We start from the raw sequence: 25724 nt of genomic DNA on the forward strand, positions 1-25724 counted from the left end.
TAATGCAGGTTACAAATCGAATCCACTCTATTCTGTGAGAATATCGCGGTGAATGGCTATCGACCGGAATCCAACTTGTAGCATACCGGAATCAGCAAGCTCCTTTAATGCGACAGAAACGGCTTCTCTGGATGCCCCCACAAGCTGGGCAATCTCCGCATGCGAAAGAGGCATATCAATCTTGCCGTACTCGCAGCCCTTATTCCAAACGCCAAAACGCCCGAACAGCTCGTTTAGGACATGAATGATTTTATCGTGCAGCTTGCCAAGCGCCAGATTTTGCGCGAGACTGCTCATATTAGACAAGCGCTCGCTGATGGCTTTCATCATGTTCATCATGAATTTCGGATGCTGAATCAGATAGATTTGAAATCGTTCCTTGTCCATCATACAAATATCGCTCTCCACGACCGTCTCGATAAACAGCCCTCGCGTGCCTAACGAGATTTCATCCATCTCGCCAAATACATTCCCTGCACCCAATATGTCCAGCGTAAATTGTTTCCCTTCCTCACTGAGCCGATAGAGGCGCACCTTGCCCTTTTTAATAAAATACAACGTTTCAACGAATGTGTCCGGTGTCTGGATAAAGGTCCGCTTCGGGACGGTTGTAATGATGGTCAGCTTATCCATCTCGACCAAATCATTCTCCGAAAGTGAGCGCATCAAATGAAATTGCGATAAATACTGAATACGATCCATCGTTCTCCTCCCCTGCTTATAGAGATCATCGCTTATTTTGGCGGACAATGCAAAGGAATTGGCAGGGGCAAGTGCTCCTTTCACTACTGGCCATACTCCCCTTCAAAATGAAGAGAAGGGGTTGTCTCATAAGTAGATTTGCTTGAAGAGAAAACTCGAATGACTAAAAAACACAAAAATACACTTACTCCGAGCAGGATTGTATCGAGTTATAAGGGACGGTCGATACAGATTCGCGGATTTGGTCGATCTGATAAGTCGATCTGATCGACTTATTCAGGTCAGACGAGGCTGCTACGAGTATTTAGATCGATTCTATCGACTTATTCAGCTCAGATGAGGCTGCTTCGGGCATTTAAGTCGATTGTATCGACTTATACGAAACGGTCGATACAGATTCGCGGATTTGGTCGATCTGATCGACTTATTCAGGTCAGACGAGGCTGCTACGAGTATTTAAGTCGATCTGATCGACTTAAACGGGACGGTCGAGGCAGGGGCGCGCGTCATGAACGAGCAATGCCCCCACCGTTCGTACGCACAATAACAATAACTACAACAATTACAAGACTTTCGACTCAAAAAGAGAGCTGCCCCTATGTCACTTCAGACATTCGGGACAGCTCCTTCTCAACAATCGGAGTCTCGCTATAAGATTCTTATTGCATCTATACCGAATGAATAGATGGCCAATCCAGCTCAATGCCCTCCGCTACTAGCAGCTTTTGGAATTGCGCAAGCTGCGCAGCATTGTTGCGAACATCACGCGGCTTGAGGCCATTCTCTACGCAGTAAGCAGCTAAGTAACCTGCCGCTTCCCCTATATTCCACTCCACAGGATGCAGCCGGTAGCATCCATTGGTAATATGGGTCGTTCCGATATTTTTGCAGGCTGCCAGCAAATTGTCCATACGTACAGGAATCAATGCGCCTAACGGGATATAGAACGGCAAAGAAGGTACATCTATATAAGTGCGAAGCGATGTGCTTGGATGCAGGTCAATCCGGTAAGACCCAATCCCTACGCTGTCCGGATAACGCTCCGCCTTCCCTTCCTCCCGGCAATCCGGGCTCAAATGCTGCTCAAGCACCGTACATTCCGCTTTGATCCGGCGCGATTCACGAATATACGGCATCTTCGCCAAACCATCTATCGTACCGGTTGCATCGCCGCGAAGACGAAGTCCAGGATAACCGTTGCCTCCATCATGACGCGGAGCCTCTGTCTGCATCCAGTAAAGCAGTGACAAGCTCAGCTCCCTCGCATTGTTCAGATGCTTCGCTCTCTCCTCGGCGCTTACATCAATGATCGGCCCCAGCCAGTAATCATTTTGCGGCCAGTTGACAACCGTCAGATCGCTTTCAAAAGTACCCGGCGAGAACTGCTGACGATCGATCAAGCGTCTATATTGCCATAAGGAGAAGTGCTTTCCATCCGGGAATAAGCTGTACGTTGTCGGCTCAAGAGTAGACGGCACCACTCCCGCCCAACTCAGCTGCTTATCAGGCCAGAAGTCCGCGCGATAGCTTCGCCAGAAGTCATACTGGTCCGGCTTCTTTATCGTAAAGTCCTCGCCCTCGATATGGTCCATGGCGAAGCACCATGTCAGGGCTTGCATATCCATAGGATCAGCCTTGCCCGGCAGCGCATGAGGCTCACCCGTATCCTCCACCGACTCTGCCCCTGTTACGTACTCTACGTTCGCTAGAGGCAATACATCTCCTTCATCGGTTGCATCCAGGAAATAAGCTCCGGTCAACACCACTTTTTCACCCGTCAGCACATGCCGCAATTTCGCCGAAAGGATCCGATCGCCATCCGTCTCTACCTGCTGCACCTTGAAATATTCTAAAACCGTCAGGCGGCCGCTGTGCACATAAGGAGCAAGCATATCGCGCAACACTGCAAGAGCTGTTCTTGGCTCATGCGATATTTTGCTGACGGATGCATTTCCGGGATTAAAGACCAGTCGCATACGAGCTTCCGGCGTTACAGGAAAGTTGTTTATGTAATAATTCCGCACTCTATTCCGAAATTGCCGATAGCTTGCCGTACAGCCAAATTGCTCAATCCATTTATTCTCGTCCGGGGGAACGGCCTGGCTGGTCAATTGCCCGCCAATCCAATCGCTTTCCTCTGTCATAATGACACGCTTGCCCATTTTGGCCGCTGCTAATGCTGCTGCGACTCCGCCGGTACTGCCTCCGATAATGATGATGTCTGCATTCAAGTGTTGTACCATAGTAAAAAGCCACACCTCTTCCGCTAATGTCTACTCCCATCAATTGAAGGCAATTGCACCCATTGATGAGGCTTCTCCATAGCCTTGATTCCATATTCAATAATCGTAATGACGGACAGCGTCTCAGACGACGCTACCGCAGGAGTCGATGTTCGGAAAAAGGACACCATGCTTTCAATAAACAGTTCAAAAAATGGGGACTCGACTTTCTTCACGACAGTGGGGCCTTCTATATATTTTACGGCCATCATAAACGGGCACTCCCAGCCCAATTGATGCAATGAAGCTTGTCTTCCGTTGCCAAAATCAATCAGCAATGCGGGCGACTCAGCTGTACCCGTATACATTAATCTACTCGCTCCAATTCCCATTAATGCCACAATTGGTTCAATTTGGTGAATGGCGTAAGAATGAAAGAGGCCTGGTCCCCAGCTGCTAATCGTCTCCGTCTCTAATTGTGAATCTGCCGTATATTCAGCCGCATAACGAAGCGCAGACGTAGAGTACATCGGCGTTCCATATTGCTCGGCAAGCTGGAACATTCTCTCTGCCGCTGCCCGGTCTGGAGCGAAGGTCTTATCAATGTAAGTCGGCTTGCCAGACCGCAGCGGAAGATCGGACAGCTCCTCATGAAATTCCGGGTTATCTGGCGACAATACGATCAAATAATCGCTGCGCTTCACCACATCTTCTATCGTGTCCAGCAACTCTACTCCATGGTTGCGGCACCACTCCGCATTGCTGATGCCGTTTGGGCTGTCTATTTTCCCATAAGCATAAGCAACCTTCATGGTCTCGCCCGACGCCTCTTCAATCCATTTCGGATACTTGTTCGCATGGAATTCATCCAAGTAATAATCGATGAAGCCTATCTTTTTCATATCGTGCTCTCCTCTCGCTAGAAAGAGATTTCCCGGCTGTTGTCAGATGAATCATAAATCGCTTGAATAATCTTGGAAGACAGAATGACTGTATCAATATGGGATGGCAGCTTCTCGCCAGTCTGAATGCATTGAATGAAGCTGTCGATTTCATTCTGAAAATGATTGCCTTCCTTAAATTGAGGGATGGTCTCCAGCAAAGCGCCATTCTGAGCGCTGTAAAGTTTAAAGTCGGCGCCATACTGCAAGCGAATACCCGCTTTATCGCCTAGAAAATCGATATACGTCTCGCCAACCCCAATATTTTGTGCCCAAGCGCCGTTCAGGGAAATCGTTGGGCCGGAGGTACGGATCAGCCCGGTAACAAAATCGTCAACATCATACGTACCTTCAAGTTTCGGCGGACCAGCCCACATGCTTAGATACGAGTAATTTTTCATATCCTTGCCCAGCTTGGAGAATGCTTGACCGGACACGGTGCGCGGCTCCGGATCGCCGGCGCAATACATCACAATATCCAGATAGTGTACTCCCCAGTCGATAAGAACGCCGCCGCCCGACACCGCTTTTGTTGTAAAGTCGCCGCCCAGGCCTGGAATACTTCGCTGCGCGCGGAAGCTGACATAGACGTGATAAAGCTCGCCCAGCTCACCGTTTTGGATCATATCTTTAATCCTATTTACGCTTGTATTGAACCGGTTGACGACGCCGATATTTAAGGTCACTCCTGTATCATGCTGAACCTTTTGCATCTCCAGTGCTTCCGCGTAGGTTCTTGCCGCAGGCTTCTCGCACAGCACATGCTTGCCTGCTTTCATACACTCTATGGCAATGGATGCATGGACATTATTCGGCGTACAGATCGATACCGCATCGACTTCAGGATCATTTAATAGTTCGCGATAATCCGTAATGGCCGTTCCACAGCCGTATTCCTTCACCGCTTTTTCGGCTCGCTCCCCGTCAATATCGCAAAAATATTTAATTTCCGCAGCCTCATTTTTCAAATAAGACGGAATATGAGCATGATTGGCAATGGTACCGCAACCGATAATCGCAACTTTTATTTTAGACATCTCCTATATTCCTCCCTTAATTCGCTTCTAGTTTTGAAAACTCGCCAGGTGTAACTCCCCAATACTTACGAAATACCTTTGTAAAATAGCTTAAATCCCGATAACCTACTGCGCTTGCCGTATCGTACACCTTCGCTCCCTTTAGCAGGATCGATTTGGCGCGCTCCATCTTATGCTCCAATACGTAGGCTGAAAAGGATTTGCCCGTCTCTTGCTTGAACAGCCGGCTCAAATACGAGGAATTGATAAATAGCCGCTCCGCCACATTGTATAGCGTCAAATCCTCTTGAATGCCGTCATCGATAATTTGAAGTGCCGCCTCTACCATGCGATGCCCTGCGCTTCCTCTTCTCGCATGCTGATAGGCTATGAAACTATGGATAATCCGCTGCAAGCATTCATAGACCTGTTCCTTGGTGGCAAAGGACTGCAAATGAAGCAAATAAGGAAAATCGCTTCCCGCTACCTCCTTTACCGAGCAGCCGCGCTGCTGAATCAGCCGTACGATCAAGCTGCCGAAGTAAAGGATAATCTCGTTGACCTTATCCATTGTATCCGCTGTAAGCATCGACGAATTCCACTGTTTATCAAAAGCTTCCAGTGCCTTGGCCAAATTCCCTGTTTCAATTCCAATCTCAAGCTCACGCTCGCTATTCGGCTGGCCAAGGTCCAACATATCCTGCTCGAACCTTGCTTGATACGAAATCGCGATATGCTTCCCATAAACAATGCGCCGCTGCAGAGCTTGACGCGCTTGCTCATAAAGCTTGTTCATGTCGATCACTTGATCGGTATATTCACTAATTCCCGCGCTAGCGGTTAGTTTGAGACTTTCCTTGACAATGTTAAGCAGCTTGCCTACCGTCGCATTCACATAAAGAATAAAGGGTTCCGGATCTTCAACGGAACAGGTATGAAAGACAATGACCGTGGAGCCGTTCGAATCCAGAAACATCCATTCCGGCTCCAGATCTTGGCTTGCGATATACTTTAACGAAACTTGCAGCAGCGAGGTGTCGTCTGCTCGAAATCTGGTTTCAGCCGCTTGCAAGGGGTCCATATCTACAATAGCTACGCAATAAAGTCTTGGCGTGTCCAAGTCCATCATCATATCCGAGCTATGCTTCTCAATCTCCCAAAGCGAATATTTGCCTTGCAGCCAGTTCATCAGAAACAGCTCGCGAAGATGCGGAAGATGCTGCGTCCACTTTTGAGTTAATAGGGTCTGATTATGCAGCGCATCGAGCTGCTCGCGCAATTCGGCGGCGCTCTCCAGAACAGCATTCAAAATCTCACTGTCTCCAGCAGGCTTCAATAAATATTTACTGATCCCGGTCTCCATAGCAATCTGGGCAAATTCAAAGTTGTCATGGCCACTTAAGACGATCATTTTAATATAAGGATTTTTGAGCCGCACAAGCTTGGCAAGCTCAAGCCCGCTCATGCCAGGCATCTGCACGTCCAGCAGCATGATATCTGGCTTCTTGCGGTCGAACAGCTTAAGCGCTTCCTCGCCGCTCTCCGCCAGCCCGATGACCTCAATCCCATGATCCTCCCAGGGAATCTCTAGCGCCAAATTGTTGCGCAGCCTTGGTTCATCCTCGACGATCATTAAATACATAAGCAGCCCTCCCAAGCGAAATGGCATGCGACATGGATGTCCGCATTTCCTTCATCATACCAGAAGAATCTTTGCCAACCATCCCTAAAGCGATGGCAAAGATCCTTCTTCGATTGCTAAAAGAGGTTGTTCAAAAAGTCCACTTTTGATCACGAAGCACTATCTAGGAAGCATACTCGACATCGAACATTGAATTCAGCCGGAACTTCCGGTGCTCACGTAGCTTCCACTACGCTCCGCTCCTCATTTCCTAGCTTCATCCAATCTTCTGCAGCGTTTTGAAAAAACGCATCATCGGAAGCATAAGCTCAAGTGCTGAAAACCGGACTTTTTGAACTCACAATGTAAGAGGTTGTTCAAAATGAATTACTTTTGAGTACTAAACCATGCATTGGCATCCTTATTCATAGCTTCGCCGCCGTCTGCTTTCCACTTCGCCAAGTAACTATCAAATGTATCAAGTGACGCTGTGCCGGCAATAAATTGCAAATACGTATCATTTGAGAACTTGGTCAGCTTCTGCGAATGCTCGGAGATGCTCGCAATTGGCGGCGCATTGGACAAACGGTCAATGACAAACAGTCCGTCTGCCAGCTGCTGCAACTCTTCAAAATAGTTGAACAAGATTGGATCTTTTCTTACCCTTGCCTGCCAATAAGTCGAATAGACGCTTTCATCAACACCAGTCAGATAGTAGCTTGCATTATTCAGATCATCGAAAGCCGGAAGAATAGGGAAGTATTTGCCGTCTTCGAACTTGTGATGAACGCCTTCTTGGCCGATAACAATCTCTTTGAATAGATCCTTTTCCAATTTAAGATTCATATAATTCATTGCATGCTCTTTATTTTCGGACCATTTCGGAATGGCCATAAAGTACGTAATGCCCGTGTTGACGCCAATCGTCGATAAGCCTTGCTCATCCTTCAAGAATGGCAGCGTGACGAAGTCCGCATCTGGGAAGTTCTTCTTCAAAGCGTTAACAACCGATGGCGCGCTCCACCAAGCTAAGCTCATCATGGCAGACTGGCCGCTTGTGAATCTCTCGATTGCGACAGAGCTTGTATTAATAGGCCACTCCGAGTCAAGGAGTCCTTCTTTGTATAATTTATTCATAAAGGACAAATATTCTTTCATCCTTGGATGCTCGGCCTGATGAATCACCCCTCCGTCCACTTCCAGCCAGGCATTGTTCGTAAGGGTGTTGGCAATGCCAAATGTGGAGGCAATCTCCGGAATGACGCTCACTTGCCCCGTTCCAGTAAAGGGAATAACCCCCTTCTTATCTTTGATAGCCTTCAGCACATTGTACAGCTCGTCACGATTCGTAGGCACTTCCAATTGAAGCTCTTCGAGCCAATCCTTGCGAATGACAAGGCTGGAGCTGGCATAGATACCGGTTCCGCCTTGCGGAATGGCATAAATTTTCCCATCTATCGTAGCAGCCGACCATGTCGTATCTTCAATGCCTGCTTTCAGATTTGAACCATATTTATCAATCAAATCGTTCAAAGGCTCCAAAGCGCCCGCTTCGGCCAAAGTGAAAAATTGTTCTTTGGTCAGCCGCATAATGTCGTACTTTTCACGATTGGACATCAGCAAATTTAATTTTTCATTGGGGAGCTCTTCTGGCAGCATATCGTAGGTCGTCTTATAGCCCGTTTTCTCTTCTAGGAACCCTGCAGTAAAGTAGGCATTAGGATCGAATCGGTCGAACGGCTGAAGCTGTCTGAGCTGCGGCTTTGTGCCGCTCAGGACATCCTCTGTGGCTTCTGGCGTATTCGTTGTGTTTCCAGCGCTAGTCGGCGATGCCGTTTCCTTATTCGTGTTCTTTCCTCCATCGCCTGAGCTAGAGCATGCAGATACAATCATAACTGCGATCAACATCAGCAGAGTAATCGTTTTCTTCATATGGTCGTAACCTCCCTTTGAATTGAACCAGCCTTCGTGCAATACCGTTGCCATTTAGATCCTTTTATCCTTTTACAGAGCCAAGCATGACCCCCTTTACAAAATACTTTTGCAAGAAAGGATAAACTAGCAATATGGGTATGGTCGCGACGATGATGGACGCCGATTGAATCGCCTGCGGCGAAACATTCATCGCCATATTGACGTCGATCGTATCCAGCTTCAAAAATATATTGTTAGCGGAAGCCAGCAGTTCCTTTAGATAGAGCTGCAACGGTTTAAGATCGGGACTATTGATGTAAATCATTGCGGTAAAAAAGTCATTCCAGAAGGCTACCGCATAGAACAAGGAAATCGTCGCAAGGACAGGCATCGATAGGGGCAGCACGACCTGGAAAAGCGTTCGAATATTGCTGGCTCCGTCAATCTTGGCCGATTCTTCTAATGCTTCCGGTATGTTCTCAAAGTAGCTTTTAATAACCAGCATATTGAAAACACTGATCATGCCCGGCAGGAATAGCACCGGCAGCGTATTCACGAGACCTAATTCTCTTATTAACAAGTACGTCGGGATTAACCCTCCGCTGAACAGCATCGTGAACACGAACATGAGAATAAAAATTTTGCGTCCGCGCAGCTTCGGCTTTGACAACGGATAAGCAGACAGCGATGTCATAATGAGACTGAGCAGCGTGCCGACCACCGTTACGATAATCGAATTAATGAAAGCGCTTTGAAACAATTTGTCGCTCATAACATAGACGTACGTTCCGAACTGCAAATCGACAGGCAGCAGATTGACTTGCCCCGATATAACCGCAGCCTCGCTGCTCAGGGACTTGGCTATCAAATTAAGAAACGGGAATATGGTGATAACGCCCATAAGGATAAAGAATGTATAGTTTGAAGCCACAAATACCTTGTCTAGAATCGATGTTTTTTGCCGCATAAGAAGCCCCCTTTCTACCAAATGCCCCGTTTAAGAAACTTCCGGCTTAAATAATTTCCTGTAATGATTAGAATAAAGCCGATTACGGAATCAAATAGTCCGACCGCTGTCGAAAAGCTGTAATCCTGCTGGCCAAGACCGATTCGATAGACGTAAGTGCCAATGACATCCGCAACCTCGTATACAATAGAGTTGTACATGACGAGAATTTGCTCTGTGCCTGCCTCCAATATGTTACCGAGGCGAAGGATAAACATAAGGATAATGATCGGCACCAAGCCGGGGAGTGTAATATGCCATATCTGTCTGAATCTGCTGGCTCCATCGATCTTGGCCGCTTCATACAGCTGAGGATCGATGGTGGCAATAGATGCCAGATAAATGATCATCCCCCAGCCTACTTCCTTCCAGCCCGCGGAAGAGATAAGCACCGACCGGAATACCTCCGTATTCATGAAGAACGCTATGGAATCTCCGCCTAATCCGACAATCATCTTATTAATCAATCCGCCATTAGTGGACAGGAGCTGCAGGAATAAACCGCTTACAATTACCCATGATAAAAAATGAGGCAAGTATACAATCGTTTGGATTCCGCGTTTAAAAACCATATTTTTAATCTCATTCATCAGAACAGCCAATATAATCGGCAAAGGAAATAAAAAGAAAATCTTGTAGATGCTAATAATCAATGTGTTTCGGAACACTCTCGCAAAATCCTCGGATAAGAACAGTTTCTCAAAATGCTCCAAGCCGACCCATGGACTTGCCGCCAATCCGTCATAAATGTTGAAGTCCTTGAACGCAATAACAATCCCATACATCGGCGTGTACTTGAACAGAAGTAAAAAGAGTATTCCTGGAATGAGCATTAGATACAAATCCCATTCTTTCACTACATCAAGCCGAAGCCTTTTAAAGTAGGATGGGGTCATTGAATCCCTCCTTTGCCTGTTGTTATCCCTCATTTTAGGGAGTAAAGGCATGAATGAATAGGGGAGGATGTTGCGGTGTTTTGGTAATTTGATGACTATGAGACAAAAAGAAAGACCTGGACAGAGCGTATATTCGCTCCGTTCAGGCCGGCTTCTCCATCAATCTTTCAAGTGGGATTTGTAAGGTTATCGTCGTTCCTTCCTGCCAGACGCTATCCATGAACAGTATCGCGTCTATGCCATAATAAAGCTTCATTCGTCCAACTACGTTTCGGATGCCGAATAAATCCTTCACTGAATTTTCCGTAATCGTCACTAAATTTTCCTGGCGGTTAAGCTTTTCAATTTCGCTTCGAATAAAGTCGAGCCGCTCCTCGCTGATGCCCATGCCATTATCCTTAACCGTCAGACAGAGGTTACCCTCCTTCAAGCTGCTCGAAATGACTAATTCCCCGCCCGCTCCTCGCTTCTCGAGGCCATGCAATATCGCATTTTCTACAATGGGCTGAAGGAGCAGCTTTAAGACTCGCAGCTCTTTCGTGTCCTCAGCTATATCAAAAGTGACCGTGAACTGGTCCATAAAGCGGAACTGCTGCACCCGCAAATAGTATTCAAGATGCGTAACCGTCTCCGCTACTGTAAATACCTCCCGTCCCTTGCTTAAGCTTAAACGGAAAAACTTCGATAGATTCAGCACCATTTCGCTAATCTCATTCACATCATAGTTTTTGGCGGTCCAATAAATCGAGTCCAGCGTATTGTACAGAAAATGGGGATTAATTTGCGAATGCAGAAACTTCAATTCGGTTTTGCTGGATTGCAGCTGATGCTCATAGACATCACGAATAAGCAGCTGCTGCTCGGCGATCATCTGATTGAACGCATCCGTCAGCGCGCCGAATTCATCGGTTCGTTTACGAGTTAGCCGGATGTTCAGCTTCCCCATCCTCATTTGCTTCATTCCGAAGATTAGCTCTCTTAGTGGCGATGAAATCCACTTGTAGACCCCGTAAGAAATAAACAGGGCAAGCATGATGCTTATTCCAATAATAAGCATCGTAATTTGCGAGAGCTGCCTCGATTTCTGATACACCTCCTGCTCGGGCTGGATCATCACGATCGACCATCCGGAGCTCTCGGACTGCATCCGCCATACAAGCATTTCTTGCTCTTGGCCTGCTCGCCTTTCTTCGCCACCGGGCCCCGCCCACTCATCCTTCAGATGATTCTGGTCGGTTCCCGCAACGAGATCACCATTAGCTGAATACAAATAGATGGAAGAGCCTGCGGACGGCTGCACGCTTTGAATCCTCTCCTGAAGCAGCCCTCTATCAACCGTCAGCACCAGAACATTAGAACCGTCCTCTTTATTTTGCAAATCCATCAATCTCATAAATGAAATCGTCTCGGGGCCGAAAATGTTCTCTTCACCCGGGAGGGGGTTGTAAAGCACCGTTTTACCATTGGCCTCCGTGACGGCTTGATACCACGATTCGTTCTCGTGCTGGAGCATTCTCGCGCCATATTGCGTAGAGATCAGCATGCCCGATTCGGAATGCAGGATAGAAACCTCCCGGATATGTCCATTAATGGCTACCACATTCGTGAGGCGATCCATGATCGAATATAAGCCGTACAGGTCTGATGTTAAAAGAATAGCGTTCGCTTCATGCAAGGTCAGCTTTATACTATAATCCACCGACAACAGCACTAATAAATTTTCCAGATCCTGAAGAGAGATATCGATATTGTCGAGCACTGACTGCAACCCCGTCTCTGTCCGCTCATCCGTCTGCTTCTTCAAAATATCCATCGAACTAATGTTTGAAAACAAGCTGATGCCCACCAAAGGGATCAATATGAGCAAAAAATAAAGGGTTAGCCGGATTTGGATTCGCTGGCGGTAAGCATTCGAAAGGGTAGTCCATACGTTTTGCAAGCTCTTAATCCGCCCCTTTCGTCTGAAGTCTATACCAAGCATTCACTTCATTTGTAATTTCCCAGCCGCCATTCGTATTCCACTGCTTCGCAAACCTTTCGAACTCCTGATCAACGCTTAAGCCCATAATGATTTTCAAATAAGTTTCCTCTTCCAGCTTCAGAAGCTGTGAACCGTATTTTCTCATGGAGACGGTTTGGGGTCCGCGATAATCGCTGTGAAGCACATTTTGGACGATAAACTCCACATTTTCATTCAAATCATATTGCTCACCGAGAGAGTTCAGCCGATCCCTGCGAACAGCCCCATCGTTCGGATCAGCCAATGCATGCAACGTGCCTCGATAGATATGCTTTTCGTGTTCCTCGAAATGGGTCACCATGATACCATTCTGCTTCGTCCATACTTCACCCTCGAACCCCAGCTTTAATTCTCTATATCCTTCGCCTGCAATGAAATGGAGCACTTCTATTACTTCTTTCGCATGAAGGCTCCCCTTCGGAATGACACTATAGGTCTGAATCAGGTCATACTGGGCGGTCCCGTATTGTCCATCGTAGCCGACCGGGTATTCCAATCGAATCCACTCCGCCTTCGGATCCTTTTTCATATTTTCAAGAATAGGACCCCGCGTATCATACCAGGCAGCCGAAAACAATCCAACTCTGCCCTCAATAATTTTGTCCTTGAAGCTGCTCAATTTGTTCAGAATAAACTCCCGATCGAGTATCCCGTCACCGTACAGCTTCGCCAAATAAGCAAGCGCGCTCTTCGCTTCCGGTAAAATCCCGCTGTATACAAGCTTTCCGTCCTTTTCCTTCCACATGCTTATTTGACTTAGCCCGCGCGGAACTCCGAAAGCACCGAAGAATGGAGCTGTCCGCGATAATCCCGATGGAATCATGGTGAGCCCATAGGTATCATTCACACCGTTTTGATCAGGATCTCCATATGTAAACGCATACATCACATCGTAATATTGCTCCAATGTGCGCGGCGGCTCTAAGCCTAACGCATCCAGCCAGTCTTTGCGCGCATAAATCACTTCATTGCCGGATACTTCATTCAGGCTGGGGATCGCATAGATTTGTCCGTTAAAGGTAACAGCCTCCCACGCTTCCTTGGGGAAGATCTGGAACAGCTCTGGAGCATGGGCCTCAATAAGATCATCAAGCGGCAGCAGCGCTTGTTCGGTCACATATTTGTATACCCACATCGGATCTGCTGTCTGGATGAGATCCGGCTGATCCGATGAATTCATGATCGTATTTAATGTTTCTTGATAACCATTGAACTGCGGAACCATCAAAGAAAGGTTAACTCCAGTGGCATTCTCAATGTAACTCAAGTAGGGATTATGATTTTCATCCATTCCTTCTGGAAATTTGCGATCTGAATTATTGACAACCATTCTGATTGCTGGCCTGTTGCTTTCGGATAATCCCTCCCCGCTTTCGTCTGCAGACAGGGAACGAGAATCACAACCAGCCAAGAGACTAATGGCCATGATAACGCTTAGCTTGATGATCGTCATCGGATGAATACTCACAGCGATGCCTCCTTCCATTCTGTTGTATATGGAGTATAGCAGTTTTCTTAGTCATTTTGACATCGCTTTCACATTCTCCTCTTTTAGAGATTGTATCTCGTTGTTGAAAACCGGACTTTTTGAACACGTCCTTTTGGGTGCCTCCATTACAAATGTCATCGATGTTCTATAAGTTGTCATCATCGCCCCTATAATCCGGAAAGCGCCCGCACCTATAATGAAAGCGTATCCAAACAACTGCAAAGGGAAGGTGGATTTATGAGAAAGTATGGTAGAAATGCAATTACTTTTCTTATCGTCTGCTTGATTGCTTCGGTTTTTTCGAACGGGGCGGCCATGGCGCAAGCTGAAGATGAAGCCGCTTCTGTCGACGCTTCTGTCGACGATTCGGTGTATGCCGTCACTGCGGACGGCAGCACAAAGCTGGAGCTCAGTTACATCAATACGAACGTGGATAGTCCGCAGCGGCAGGATTACTTAGCCTTGTTCACAAGCGGGACGAGTGTTACTAACGTCGCTGGCAATAGCAACGAGGTTTTCGTCAAAAGCACCAATGTTGCCATCCAAGTCGATGCGAATGGCTCCATTCTGAAGTGGATCGGCCCGCAAGGAGGCATTGATCCCGTGACGAATAAACCGATAGCTTGGGATGCTGCACAGCAAGTCACGATTCCGCCCGGCGGCTACGTAATTCTTGCCAACGACAACAATTGGCTGGACAAAGACTTTCGCAAGGGATTATATAATACCTTTCATGCAGAAGACACCATTACTCTCGAAAAAGGCGGTGCCATCGTGACAGCGGAGGATTTCATACAGGAGGAGGAAAACGGCGGTGATCTGATCGAGATTGAAGCGCCTCCTGCGGATGTAACCGTCATTGTGGAGGGGCCAAAGAAACCGATTGATTATATCGACGCTGATGTCTCATCCATTCCTAATATCATTGCATTATTTACGACCGAATACGGAACAAAGGTCTCCGTTAGAAATACCAATGTAGCCATTCAAGTAGATGCGACTGGCAAAGTGACAGCGATGTTCAATGCGGCAAACGGCAGCTCCGCTCCATCATGGACACAGGGCGGCGACCTCGACATTCCGCCAGGCGGATATGTCGTCATGGCTCAAGACAATAGTTATACGACCTATGATATCAAAAAGTATCTGGCGACCAAGTTTAAGGTGGGCGATACGGTTAAGCTGCGGAAGAACGGGAATGTCGTAGCCGTAACGGAATTGATGAAAGGCACTGGCGCTCTTCCGCGTATGGAGCTTGATGGAATGAACATGTATACAACTCCAGAGGCGACCGCGACCGTATCCGGCAAAGTAACCAATCAGACTGGCGCTTCCGTTGCAATCGGTGAACAATCGGCTGTATTGCAAGAAGACGGCACTTTCAGCCTGCAAATTCCGCTTGCCGAAGGACCAAACTATCTCGATGTCGTGTTGTCCAAGGATGGTGCCGCCCTGGACACAAAATCTATCATTGTGTATAGCAGGCCTTCCCTGAATGATGACAAACAAATCATGCTTTGGGTGGATCAAGCATCGAACGCCAAGAAGCTTCAATCAAGTGAAAGTGTCCTCCAATTTCTGAATAAAGCGAAAGACGCCGGGGTCACAGACGTTATGTTTGACGTTAAAGGGGTGGAAGGCTACGTTTCCTACAAGAAAAATGACTTGACGGGCCGCCCGTATGTCAGTGAGATGGTTGCCGGTGACCGGAAAGGCTCCAACCCTGATTTGGACTTGCTTGAATTGTTTCTGGAACACGGCCATGCGCTTGGACTGAAGGTTCATGCTGCCTTTAATGTATTCGCAGAAGGCTCTATTGCCGTGAACGACTTCGCTATCATTGATGAGCATCCGGAGTGGGAGGAGCATGTATTCCGTCCGGAAGACAACGGGCAAATATTAGCATTAAGAGAAAGCGAATATGGCAAAAAAGGCTTGTCGGGCGCTTCTGGAGGTGCCGCTGTATTATTCGTCAATCCGGCAAACGATGATACGCGCCAGTTCCAATTGAAGACCTTCGAGGAAGTGCTGAAGAACTATAACGTAGACGGCATTGTCCTTGACCGGGCACGCTACGATAACGAAACAGCCGATTTCAGCGATGTTACGAAGGCCAAATTCGAAGCGTTTCTGGAACAGCGCGGGAAATCGCTTGCCAACTGGCCGAATGATATTTTCCAATATGTGAACGGCAGTCGGGTTAATGGTCCGCTTATTCAAGACTGGTGGGAGTTCCGGTCTGCCACAATTACAAGCTTTGTAGAAGAGACGAGAGCGCTTGTTGACCGCTATTCTGCGGAGAAAGAGAGAAAGATTGAAACCTCCGCCTATGTTGGCGCATGGTTTGAATCCTATTATTTGAATGGCGTTCACTGGGGAAGCAAAGACTTCCGCTATGACGACCGCCTCAAATTCCCTAACGATACGATTTATACCGAGGAGTATTACAATACCGGATATATCAGTGAGCTGGACTTTCTAATGGTAGGAACCTACTATAGCACGACCCAAGAAATTCAACGTTATATTACGCTGGATTCGATTGTAACTAATGGCGAGGTCCCGCTTTATTCGGGTATGGCCTTGTCTAATCTTCAGGACCCTGCTCTTCAGCGGCAAATCTTCCAAGCTGCGCTTAGCAGCTCGAACGGCTTAATGTTGTTCGATGCGTCTCTTGCCAATTGGCCGATTATTAAAGCCTCTATTCAGGACAAGGAATACGTAAAGGACTACCAGCTGGGAATGAGTTTTCCGGGTGCTCCTTCATCCTTTATCGAGGGCAGCTTCTACAATACAAGCCGTAATCTTGGCGACCTGAACGTAATGGATGAAGAATTCGGGACCTCAACCGGCACCAACAAGTTTGGCGTTGAGGTTGTCGTGGATGACTCCGGTAAGGTTACGAAGGTCGTCAACAAAAAGCAAGCCATCGACTGGAATTGGGGCGTGCCTGAGGACAACAACAGTGCTATTCCGTCTGGGGGCATGGTCATATCGGCACTCGACGAGAACGGTGTTCGTACAAAGCGGCAGCTTGTCGCTAACACCTATAATATAGGTGACAATATCAGAGCAGCTGCGCTTACGGGCTACATGGACTATGACGGTAAGACTGTGTCGACCGCAAATGCCACACTGAAAGGAAATATCAAAGTATTAGGCCCAGGCTCCAAAGTTGAAGTTTTCTTAAATGATAATAAGGCAACGGTTGCTTCCGGCGGAGACTTTACAGGCGTCGTTAATCTGAAACAAGGTGTCAATACCATAACCATATCTGTATTTGTAGATGAATGGAAGACGAATGAGCTATCGATCCAAATGACCTATACCCCTTCTGTTACGCCTCCCGGTGGCGGCAGCAGCGATCCAGTAACGGATCCGGAACCAACAATGACGAATACTGGCGTAGTGATTACGGCTGATGAAGTCCAAACGACGGATGCAAACGGGAATCCTGCTGCAGGAGTTACTCTGGATCAATCCATGATCAGCAAGGCTATTGCGGCGCTTCAAAAGGATGGTAAAAACAAAAGGGAACTGATTGTCGATTTTACGACAGATGGGCCTATCTCCATCGTTAACGTACCTGTGCAAGCGTTGCTGCAAGCTGCCAATTCAATCGAAGGCGCTATTCTGACCATCAAATCAGGCGGGGCTTCCTACTGGCTGCCGGCGAATTTGATTGACACTGCTACGTTATCGACTCTGCTAGGCGATCAGGCGAGCAATACTCAAGCGATCATCACTGTAGAAAGGAAATCAGGAGCAAACGCCAACGGCGTGACAGACGCCATTGAAGCTCAAGGCGGCTTATTAATCGGCGACGCTTACGATTTCCGCATCACATTGAAAGCTGGAGATTCATCGGTATCCTTCAATGATTTCGACAACCGTTATGTTGAACGCTCCTTTACGCTGCCAAGCAACTTGGTAAGCAAAGTAACTGCGGTTGCGATTGATCCAACAACTGGGGAACTGTCCTTTATTCCTGCCCGCTTCACTACGGTAAACGGAGTGACCGCCGTAACGATCAAGCATGCTGGCAACGGCGTATATGCGGTCATCTCCTATTCCAAATCCTTTAATGATTTAGAGAATCATTGGGCTAGAGCCGATGTCGAATGGCTTGCATCGAAGCTGCTTGTGAAAGGCATGTCCGAGAGCCAATTCGCGCCGGATGCATCCATTACCCGCGCTGAGTTTGTGGCATTGCTCATTCGCGCGCTTGGACTGAAGGAACTGGCCGGTTCATCGTTCAGCGATGTTGGTACGTCCAGTTGGTTTGCCGGCTATGCTGCAGCGGCAGCTAAGGCTGGTCTGATCGAGGGCTACGAGGATGGCACATTCCGACCATCACAAACGATAAGCCGTGAAGAGATGGCTGTTCTTGCCTTGCGTGCAGCTAACTTCGTAGAGAAACAAAACGATTCCACATCATTATCTGCCTTGGAGGCATTCTCCGATGGCGGTGCGATCAGCAACTGGGCGCGCAGTGCGGCGGCTTTTGCTGTACAAGAAGGCCTAATGAATGGCGTAACGAGCACCTCTTTTGCTCCGAAGGAGCAAACGACTAGGGCGCAAGCTGTTGTCATCATGAAGCGACTCTTAATACAGCTTGGTTTGATCGACAACTAATCACACTAACTTAAAAAGAGTAATGGCGGTGCTCAGGAGTTCATTCCTGGCACCGCCATTCTATGTTTTCAGTCGCTTCAGAAGCGCGACAATCAGATATCAGATACGGAAAAACGCCTTGGCCGTCTCTGTTGTTGCTTTCGCGACCTCTTCAGCCGATTTCCCGATGCACCGCGCAACGGTGTGAAGGACGTGGGGCAGTATCGAAGGTTCGTTCCGTCCATCCGCTACCCTCTCTTTCAAGTCGCGCGGAGTCAGGAACGGCGCATCCGTCTCAATCATGAGACGATCCAGCGGAATCGTACGGACAAGCTCCTTCAGATGCTTGCCTCTTCTCTCGTCGCAGATCCAGCCGGTAATTCCGATATGAAAGCCCATATCGAGATAGGTTCTGAGCTCGTAAGCCGTACCTGTAAAACAATGAACGACCGCTTTGTTGACGGCATGTTCTTTTAGAATGGCTACAAAATCATGAAACGCCTCCCGGTCATGCAGGAACAGCGGCATTTCCAGCTCCTGCGCCAGCCCAATCTGTTCTTCGAACCACTTACGCTGGACATCCCTCGGCGAGAAATCCCGGTTGTAGTCCAAGCCGCATTCTCCAATTGCTACAACCTGAGGTGACGACGCCAGTTCTCTTAGCTTCGCAATCGTCTCGCTTGTGCAGCTCTTGGCATCATGGGGATGTACGCCTGCTGTGGCATACAGCTTTCCAGGGTATTGTGCCGCATAGCGCGATGCCTCTATACTGCTTCTTACGCTCGTACCTGTAATAATAAGCGGTGAAACCTGCGCATCTATCGCTCTCTGTACAACTTGTTCGCGATCCTGATGAAACGATCGGTGCATCAGGTTTACGCCGATATCTATGATGGGATAATGGTTGGATTGATTCATTTATCTATTTCTCCTTATTTTCCGGATTCGTTAGTTTAAAGCTGACTGCCGGAACATGATCCGCTAACCACACTTCATTCCCGGCATAGTAGAACGTTACTCCCGATTGCCTGGCGCTGCATGTATCCACCTCAAGAATAACAAGCTCTCCCCGCCTGCTCCCTGCCAAGGCTGCAAAGTCTGTCCCTTCGGACAAATGGACGTATTGCCTGCTCATCGGTTTCAAGCCATCGTTCATAATTAACGTTAGTGCTTTCTTATTGGTGCCGTGATATAGGATGGCTGGAGGCTCTGCCGGTGAATAACTGACCCGATCATGGCTATGTCCGTATCTGGCTCTTATACGCGCATCTATGATTTCAAAGCGCTGCTTCTCCGACTGGCGCACGACCAGCTCAATATGCTCCTTGGCAACCCATCCCCACTTAGGCTGGGCTTGTATCGATGCCAGCAGCGCGTCTAGCGTACACGATCCATCCTCGGGAGCTAATACAAGTCCGAACGCCTCTGGCGTATGCCGCAGCATTTTGCTTATCAGCTTGCTTAGCGATTTTTCTTTGTGTGGATCTAACAATGTCATCACTTCACTTTCTAACCTTAATCCGATTTGCTGTTAATTGCATTATAGCCTCTCGTAACGGAGAAGGAACGGGAATGTTTGGTTAGATATAAATAATACGAGTAATAAAATAAATGGAGTGGTGAAAAAAGCTGAATTAATCTTATAAAAAAGATCGTCAATCTGTTTTCACCAGAATGACGATCTTTTTTTATAGATTAGTGTAAACATACTATTCAGTTAATGGTTTGCTCTTATTTTTAGCTGCAACAGTTATTTTATTTATGAATTTCTCTAATTCTTGCTCTCCTCTTCCTGACGTTAATATTTCTTTTTGGGTTTGAGATTTTACTTTTCCGTTATTAATTTTCCAAATCCCATCTTCGAAGTTATATGACCAATACTGTCCTGACTCCGTTTTTGTTAGAATCAAAATCACATTTTCAGATTGTTTAACCATTTTACTACTGTCTATTTTATTGTCATTAGAACCATGCTGCAGGAACGTTATAGTTTGGTTGTCTGTTTCTCCGTATAAAACTTTATCCACTTGAACAATTGCAGGGGTAACGGGAAAAGAATTATCATATTTAATTTTTACACCTGAATCTTTTTGAAAAGTTTCTCCCAGACCTACGACAGTTCCTTGAATGATTAAATCAACATTCCAGAATTCATCTTCAAGACTAACATAATTTGAATCAACAGCAGTGACACGATCATTTTGATTATCGCTTTTATTTACAGCTAATCCAGTTACAGCTCCTATAACAATGGATAGTGATAATAACAAACCTATAATTGTTATACGTTTTTTATTCATAAATACACCATTCCTTTCTAATAACGGTCATTAAGTTGTTGTACATCATAGGAGGATGGTACCAATCCTCCCGCTAAAGCTGCTGTCATTAATGAATCAGCCTTCGCAGAAAGATATTCAGTATGAGCTAATCCCATAACATGTCCTAATTCGTGAGCTACTAAAGCCCGCCTTTTAGAACTTGCAATAATGTTTCCATTATTCGTATAAATTGCTGCATAATTAACTAATTTCCCCGTTCCGCAAAGAGTATCTATGTTATGAATGGGTTTAGTCATACATGCAACAGCATCATCTCTGTATGGCTGTGTCCAAGCATAGCCATTACCCCACCCATTACTATTCCAAACAGACGATGCTACAGAGATAAAATACACATCCGCACTTGTATCAGGAGAGTCTGATATCATAACGTCAGCACCACTATTAGTCCAAAGAGCTAACCCATCTGTATATACACTTCCACCATAACTAGAATTAAGACTATCATCATTTACCCGTAAGACAACATCACCTTGAAAACTAATTGTCTTCCATTTCCACCCATAGTATGCTGCCTCAGAAATTGAAGAAAAAATACCGAATGAAATTAATCCTACGCTCAGACACGCAATAAATAATGAAAGTTTTCTAAAAAACCTCACTTCCAAACAACCCCCTCCAAATTAGCATAAAACCCAAATATATCTAATTATATTGTAATCATATGCTAGTATTACGGTCAACGAAATGATTAAAATCAGGTAAATAGAACTACGTATATTCTATTAAATGACCCCATTTCTTATCTAATTACATGAATATTTTTTCCAAAATACCCTCACATCGTTTCTTGTCAGTCCCCTGCTAGAAAGTATAAACATTGTGCGTACAGAACTCTTAATTTTGGCTTTTAAACAAAAACACCCCCAAGTTTATATCCCTGCAATAGGGAGACTTCACTTGAAGGTGATTGATTTAATCGTATGATATGGATTTCCTTATCCTTAACTAATAACCGGCAAAGCTCCTGAATTGGCATGCTGCTCGGCCACCGAATGGGATGTTCTCGCTTCCTTCATGACCATAAGCCCGATGAGCAACGTTGCGGCACCAATAATAATGAGCAATGCTCCGAGCTCCAAGCTATAGGCCGTTAAGTCTCCATTCCTGAACGCCATGCCGCGAATCAGTCGGTTCAGCCAGTTCATCGGCAGCGCCCATGCCGTAACCTGAAAGAAAGCCGGCAGCGCAAGCGGAGTCAACTGAATGCCGGTAACAAGAAACGACGGGTACAAGAGGACACTCATCCGCGAGCCGACTTTGCTCACATCCTTGGCTGTGTAACCGAGCAGCATCGCGAGCAGAGACAAGGCAAAGGAATAGAGCAGCAAAGGGATCATAAAGAGATACGGCTCTGCCTCAAATCGCATGCCTCCTACTTGCTTCAGTAGTCCATAGCTTAAGAGCAAGGATACCGTACTGAGCAAAGCATAGGGAACAACGCGAATCCACAGCTGGGCAGGCGATGTCCCATTCGCAAACAGCCTTCCTTCCTTCCGAAGCCTAGGCGCTATGGCCCCGGCAGCGCCAGTCGTTATCATTAATACGACGATATTAACAAATCCAATGACCATCGAGCCGATAAAGGATGTCGTCGGGTTATACAGCATTCGCTGAACGAGGGTTAGGGGAGAGATTATCCCCTTAGCCGTTTCTGCATCCATCCCTTGCCCAGCTAACCCGGTCATGGATAATGTCATATTTTCGGTCGTCATAATCTCCTGAATAGCGGTTCGGATACCGGTTAGCCCTGAGGGCATCGTATTGTCCATTAAAACTCCGATAGTCGTGGATTTCCCTTGTTCTCTTCTCAGCTCTAATTCAGCAGGAAGGATAATGACAGCTACAGCCTGCTCATTAGCCAGCAATGTATCTGGATTCATCCGACTAGGAAACACCTCAGTGACCTTCATGTATGGGGACGCATTTATTTTCGTGATTAACTGCCGAGAATAAGAGCTATGATCCTCATCTACGACAACAACGGGAGATTCATTAATTTGATTCTTCGAAAACATCAATCCAAAGAACAAGGCCGCAATTAACGGGGCGACAAAAATAACGATCAAAAACTTGCTGCCCGCTACGTACTTCCACTCCTCAGTCAGCGATTTCATTAAAGTCCACCTCCGCCGTCATACCCGGAAGCAGTCCGGCTTTCGAAGGCACGGATAGACGTACTGCAAACATGCTCACATCCGCTTGGCCTTTCTCTCTCGTCATGCGCATGCTCGCAAACTGAGGGGCGGCTGCAATCGAAGTGACAATGCCATCCACCTCAATTGGCTGGTCCAAATACGGAAAACGGACCTTTACACTCTGATTCATCTTAAGTTTATGAATTTGCCCTTCCTGTACGAAGAGGTCCGTAAAATATTCGTTCTTTTGCACAACGGCTGCCGGCATTCCTGGCATAATCTCTTCTCCCAGCTTTACGGCGATTCGGTTAACCAGCCCGTCTTCTGGTGCAAATACCTCCTCCTCGCTTCCTTCCTCCAGCTTGATTCTGAATAGCAGATCTCCCTTTTGGACGGAATCACCTAGCCCCGCATTTATCTGATAAATGGTGCCTGGCTTCTTGTCATATAGGATCGTTTTCGACTCGGCGTCAAGCACACCTTGCTTTCGATTCTCGGCCTGACTCACTGCATCTGTCCCTTTTGCCGCGAGAAGTGATCCTCCTACTATCAGCACAAGCGCAATTCCCATATACAATACCCATTTCTGCTTCATGTTTAATTCCTCTCCCTATCCTGTTTCGATCTTCTTTGTTTAGTTTTTCTTGCCCATTATCATTTTTCTAACTGCATTTTCTGCAGCCTCCATGATCACTTCACCCAAAGTGGGATGAGGATGAATGGTCATCGCCAGATCCTCGACTGTCGCTCCCATCTCGATAGCCAAAGCCAGCTCCGATATAAGCGTTGACGCTTCTACGCCAACGATTTGCGCACCCCATATCATTCCTGATGTCTGATCCGCTACAATTTTCACAAACCCATCCGTCTCTTTCAGCGCAAGGGCTCTTCCGTTAATGCCAAATGCGGATTTGCCCGCTATAACGGAATAGCCCTTTTCCTTGCTTTCCGTCTCCGTCAGGCCAACGCTCGCAAGCTCTGGTCCGGAGAAGACAACTAATGGCATAGCTTTATAATCAATAATGGAAGGCCTTCCCGCTATAGCCTCCGCTGCAACCTTCGCTTCATAGGTAGCTTTATGAGCTAGGGCCGGGCCCGTGCGAATATCTCCGATCGCATACACATGCGGAACCTTCGTTCTGCACTGTTCATCCGTCTCAATGAGTCCTCTGGCTCCTGCCTGCAGGCCGATACGTTCAAGCCCTAACTTCCCATCTGTATTCGGTCTTCTCCCCACCGTCACTAGCGCATATTCGGCTCGAACAAGATGCTGTTCGCTCCCTTTCATGTAATAGAGAGTCAGCCCATCCGCATCCTCTTGGGCTTTTACTGCCTTTGCATCCGTAATGATGGTTACACCGTCGTTGTTCAACTGCCGGATTACAGGCGCAACCAAATCCGCCTCAAACTCAGGAAGCACTCCTCCGCCCCCTTCGAGAATCGTTACGTTGGTGCCGAATTTGGCATACATCTGCCCCAATTCTACGCCAATATAACCTCCTCCAATTACCACCAGACTTGCCGGGAGCTTGGAAAGCGACAAGGCTTCCGTGGATGAAAAGATACGCCCGCCATACGGAAGTGCCTCCAGCTCGATTGGACGGGAGCCCGTGGCCAAAACGACGTTTTTGAACGATATCTGTTGCTCTGTTCCCTCGCTCCTAATGGCAACCGTATGCTCATCCATGAAGCTTGCTTCTCCTTGGAGAATTGCAACTCCGGCTGTTTTCAACAGAAACTGAACCCCGCCAGCCTGCTTATTCACAACCGCTTGTTTGAATGACTGTGCCCCCTCAAATGAAGCTGTCCCAATATCGCTACTCCGCTCGCTGTGCAGCTGAAAGCGATGGCTTTCCGCAATCAAGGCTTTGGAAGGAATGCAGCCTACATGGGTACACACGCCGCCGACCTTGCCGCGCTCCACAACCGCTGTCTTCATGCCAAGCTGTGCGGATCGCAGCGCCGCCGCGTATCCCCCCGGCCCTGAACCAATCACTAAAGTATCTACTGCCTCTAAATGGAACATGTCTGTACCTCCTAATTTAAAATATGATGATCATAATATATTATAGTCATCATATTTTAAAAGCGTCAATCCCCTCTCTTGTGCCTTGCAGGCTGCTTAACAAATTGACACTATTATTTATGATGACTATAATATTTTAAGGCTAGAGTTGTATAAAGGAGTGTTGAAGGTGCCTTATCCTGAAGGACATAAGTTAAAGGTGCGCGGCCGAATTATTGAAAGTGCCGCCAAAGCTTTTCGCACAAACGGCATTCGCGAGATTAGCGTCCCGGTCATCATGAAGGGCGCGGGCCTTACGCATGGAGGATTCTATTCGCACTTTGACAATAAAGAGCAGCTGGTCTTGGAAACTTGCCAGTATGCCATTAGTGATACGATAGCATTGCTGCAAAAGGCAGCAGATCAAGCGGGTGAAGATGCGAGGATTGAAGCCGTTATTGATTTTTACCTAAGCTCGTATCATCGCGATCAGAAGGAGCTCGGCTGTATTCTCCCTGCCCTCTCCGCTGAAATTTCCCAGTCTTCAGAAGAAGTGGGACAAGTCTTCACCCAAGAGCTGCAGCGAATGATTGATTTTATCTCCAATTTGGCGAAAATCGATCCTTCTACGGGTAATGCCATCATGAGCCTCATGGTCGGCACCATTGTACTGGCGCGGTCGGTGAGCGACTCCAAGCTGAGTGACCAGCTGCTATCAGCGGGCAAGCAAAACGCAAAAGAGCTTATTAGGACTAGCATGCATGTCTAATCAAGTGTCTTTGGCATCACGGCGTTCAA

At 47.1% G+C, this 25724-nt stretch carries 19 protein-coding genes; 2 read left to right on the forward strand and 17 right to left on the reverse strand.

Annotation, left to right across the window (positions count from 1 at the left end; genetic code table 11):
• Positions 1-27: 27 nt before the first annotated feature.
• The 10 genes from ACFVSO_RS01510 to ACFVSO_RS01555 all read right to left on the reverse strand — a co-directional run bounded on the left by ACFVSO_RS01510 (position 28) and on the right by ACFVSO_RS01555 (position 13806).
• Positions 28-702 carry a Crp/Fnr family transcriptional regulator gene (locus ACFVSO_RS01510; RefSeq protein ID WP_387470522.1) on the reverse strand — a complete coding sequence of 225 codons (675 nt, stop codon included), beginning with the start codon at positions 700-702 and terminating at the stop codon, positions 28-30.
• Positions 703-1370: 668 nt separating this feature from the next.
• Positions 1371-2945: an FAD-dependent oxidoreductase gene (locus tag ACFVSO_RS01515; RefSeq protein ID WP_387469363.1), complete on the reverse strand. Its 1575-nt coding sequence runs from the start codon at positions 2943-2945 to the stop codon at positions 1371-1373.
• A gap of 23 nt (positions 2946-2968) precedes the next feature.
• Positions 2969-3826, reverse strand: a complete 858-nt coding sequence (locus tag ACFVSO_RS01520) for a Gfo/Idh/MocA family oxidoreductase (RefSeq protein WP_387469366.1) — start codon at positions 3824-3826, stop codon at positions 2969-2971.
• Positions 3827-3843: 17 nt separating this feature from the next.
• Positions 3844-4902, reverse strand: coding sequence for a Gfo/Idh/MocA family protein (locus ACFVSO_RS01525; RefSeq protein ID WP_387469368.1), 1059 nt, complete (start codon positions 4900-4902; stop codon positions 3844-3846).
• A gap of 16 nt (positions 4903-4918) precedes the next feature.
• Positions 4919-6523: a response regulator gene (locus ACFVSO_RS01530; protein ID WP_387469371.1), complete on the reverse strand. Its 1605-nt coding sequence runs from the start codon at positions 6521-6523 to the stop codon at positions 4919-4921.
• A gap of 366 nt (positions 6524-6889) precedes the next feature.
• Complete coding sequence (locus tag ACFVSO_RS01535) at positions 6890-8434, reverse strand: extracellular solute-binding protein (RefSeq protein WP_387469373.1); 1545 nt, start codon at positions 8432-8434, stop codon at positions 6890-6892.
• Positions 8435-8498: 64 nt separating this feature from the next.
• Entirely contained in the window at positions 8499-9383 is an 885-nt protein-coding gene (locus tag ACFVSO_RS01540; RefSeq protein WP_387469375.1) for a carbohydrate ABC transporter permease, read from the reverse strand.
• A 14-nt stretch (positions 9384-9397) separates the two neighbouring features.
• Positions 9398-10318: an ABC transporter permease gene (locus ACFVSO_RS01545; RefSeq protein WP_387469377.1), complete on the reverse strand. Its 921-nt coding sequence runs from the start codon at positions 10316-10318 to the stop codon at positions 9398-9400.
• Positions 10319-10460: 142 nt separating this feature from the next.
• Positions 10461-12152 (reverse strand): cache domain-containing sensor histidine kinase, encoded by a 1692-nt coding sequence (locus ACFVSO_RS01550; protein ID WP_387469379.1) that lies wholly within the window; start codon positions 12150-12152, stop codon positions 10461-10463.
• Between the two features lie 109 nt (positions 12153-12261).
• Positions 12262-13806, reverse strand: a complete 1545-nt coding sequence (locus tag ACFVSO_RS01555) for an extracellular solute-binding protein (RefSeq protein ID WP_387469381.1) — start codon at positions 13804-13806, stop codon at positions 12262-12264.
• A gap of 258 nt (positions 13807-14064) precedes the next feature.
• On the opposite strand from ACFVSO_RS01555, the gene ACFVSO_RS01560 reads away from it, so the two are divergent.
• The gene (locus ACFVSO_RS01560) at positions 14065-18462 is read left to right on the forward strand and encodes an S-layer homology domain-containing protein (protein ID WP_387469384.1); all 4398 of its coding nucleotides are present in this window, start codon (positions 14065-14067) and stop codon (positions 18460-18462) included.
• Positions 18463-18561: 99 nt separating this feature from the next.
• Here the strand turns inward: ACFVSO_RS01560 and ACFVSO_RS01565 are convergent, their stop codons facing one another.
• From ACFVSO_RS01565 to lpdA, 7 genes are all read right to left on the reverse strand, one after another.
• Positions 18562-19359 (reverse strand): TatD family hydrolase, encoded by a 798-nt coding sequence (locus tag ACFVSO_RS01565; RefSeq protein ID WP_387469386.1) that lies wholly within the window; start codon positions 19357-19359, stop codon positions 18562-18564.
• A gap of 4 nt (positions 19360-19363) precedes the next feature.
• Entirely contained in the window at positions 19364-19933 is a 570-nt protein-coding gene (locus ACFVSO_RS01570; protein ID WP_387470524.1) for an RNA 2'-phosphotransferase, read from the reverse strand.
• 217 nt (positions 19934-20150) lie between these two features.
• Entirely contained in the window at positions 20151-20741 is a 591-nt protein-coding gene (locus ACFVSO_RS01575; RefSeq protein ID WP_387469389.1) for a hypothetical protein, read from the reverse strand.
• A gap of 17 nt (positions 20742-20758) precedes the next feature.
• A complete protein-coding gene (locus ACFVSO_RS01580; protein ID WP_387469391.1) occupies positions 20759-21391 on the reverse strand; it encodes a M12 family metallo-peptidase in 633 nt (210 codons plus the stop codon).
• Positions 21392-21727: 336 nt separating this feature from the next.
• The gene (locus tag ACFVSO_RS01585) at positions 21728-22900 is read right to left on the reverse strand and encodes an ABC transporter permease (protein WP_387469394.1); all 1173 of its coding nucleotides are present in this window, start codon (positions 22898-22900) and stop codon (positions 21728-21730) included.
• The gene (locus ACFVSO_RS01590; RefSeq protein ID WP_387469396.1) at positions 22884-23516 is read right to left on the reverse strand and encodes an HlyD family efflux transporter periplasmic adaptor subunit; all 633 of its coding nucleotides are present in this window, start codon (positions 23514-23516) and stop codon (positions 22884-22886) included. The genes ACFVSO_RS01585 and ACFVSO_RS01590 overlap by 17 nt, the downstream gene beginning before the upstream one ends.
• A gap of 39 nt (positions 23517-23555) precedes the next feature.
• The gene (gene lpdA, locus ACFVSO_RS01595; protein WP_387469398.1) at positions 23556-24947 is read right to left on the reverse strand and encodes a dihydrolipoyl dehydrogenase; all 1392 of its coding nucleotides are present in this window, start codon (positions 24945-24947) and stop codon (positions 23556-23558) included.
• Between the two features lie 169 nt (positions 24948-25116).
• Between lpdA and ACFVSO_RS01600 the strand changes: the two genes are divergently transcribed.
• Positions 25117-25695 (forward strand): TetR/AcrR family transcriptional regulator, encoded by a 579-nt coding sequence (locus ACFVSO_RS01600; RefSeq protein ID WP_387469400.1) that lies wholly within the window; start codon positions 25117-25119, stop codon positions 25693-25695.
• The last annotated feature ends 29 nt before the right edge of the window (positions 25696-25724 follow it).

The sequence above is a fragment of the Paenibacillus sp. NPDC057967 genome (assembly GCF_042887015.1).
Taxonomy (GTDB): Bacteria; Bacillota; Bacilli; order Paenibacillales; family Paenibacillaceae; genus Pristimantibacillus.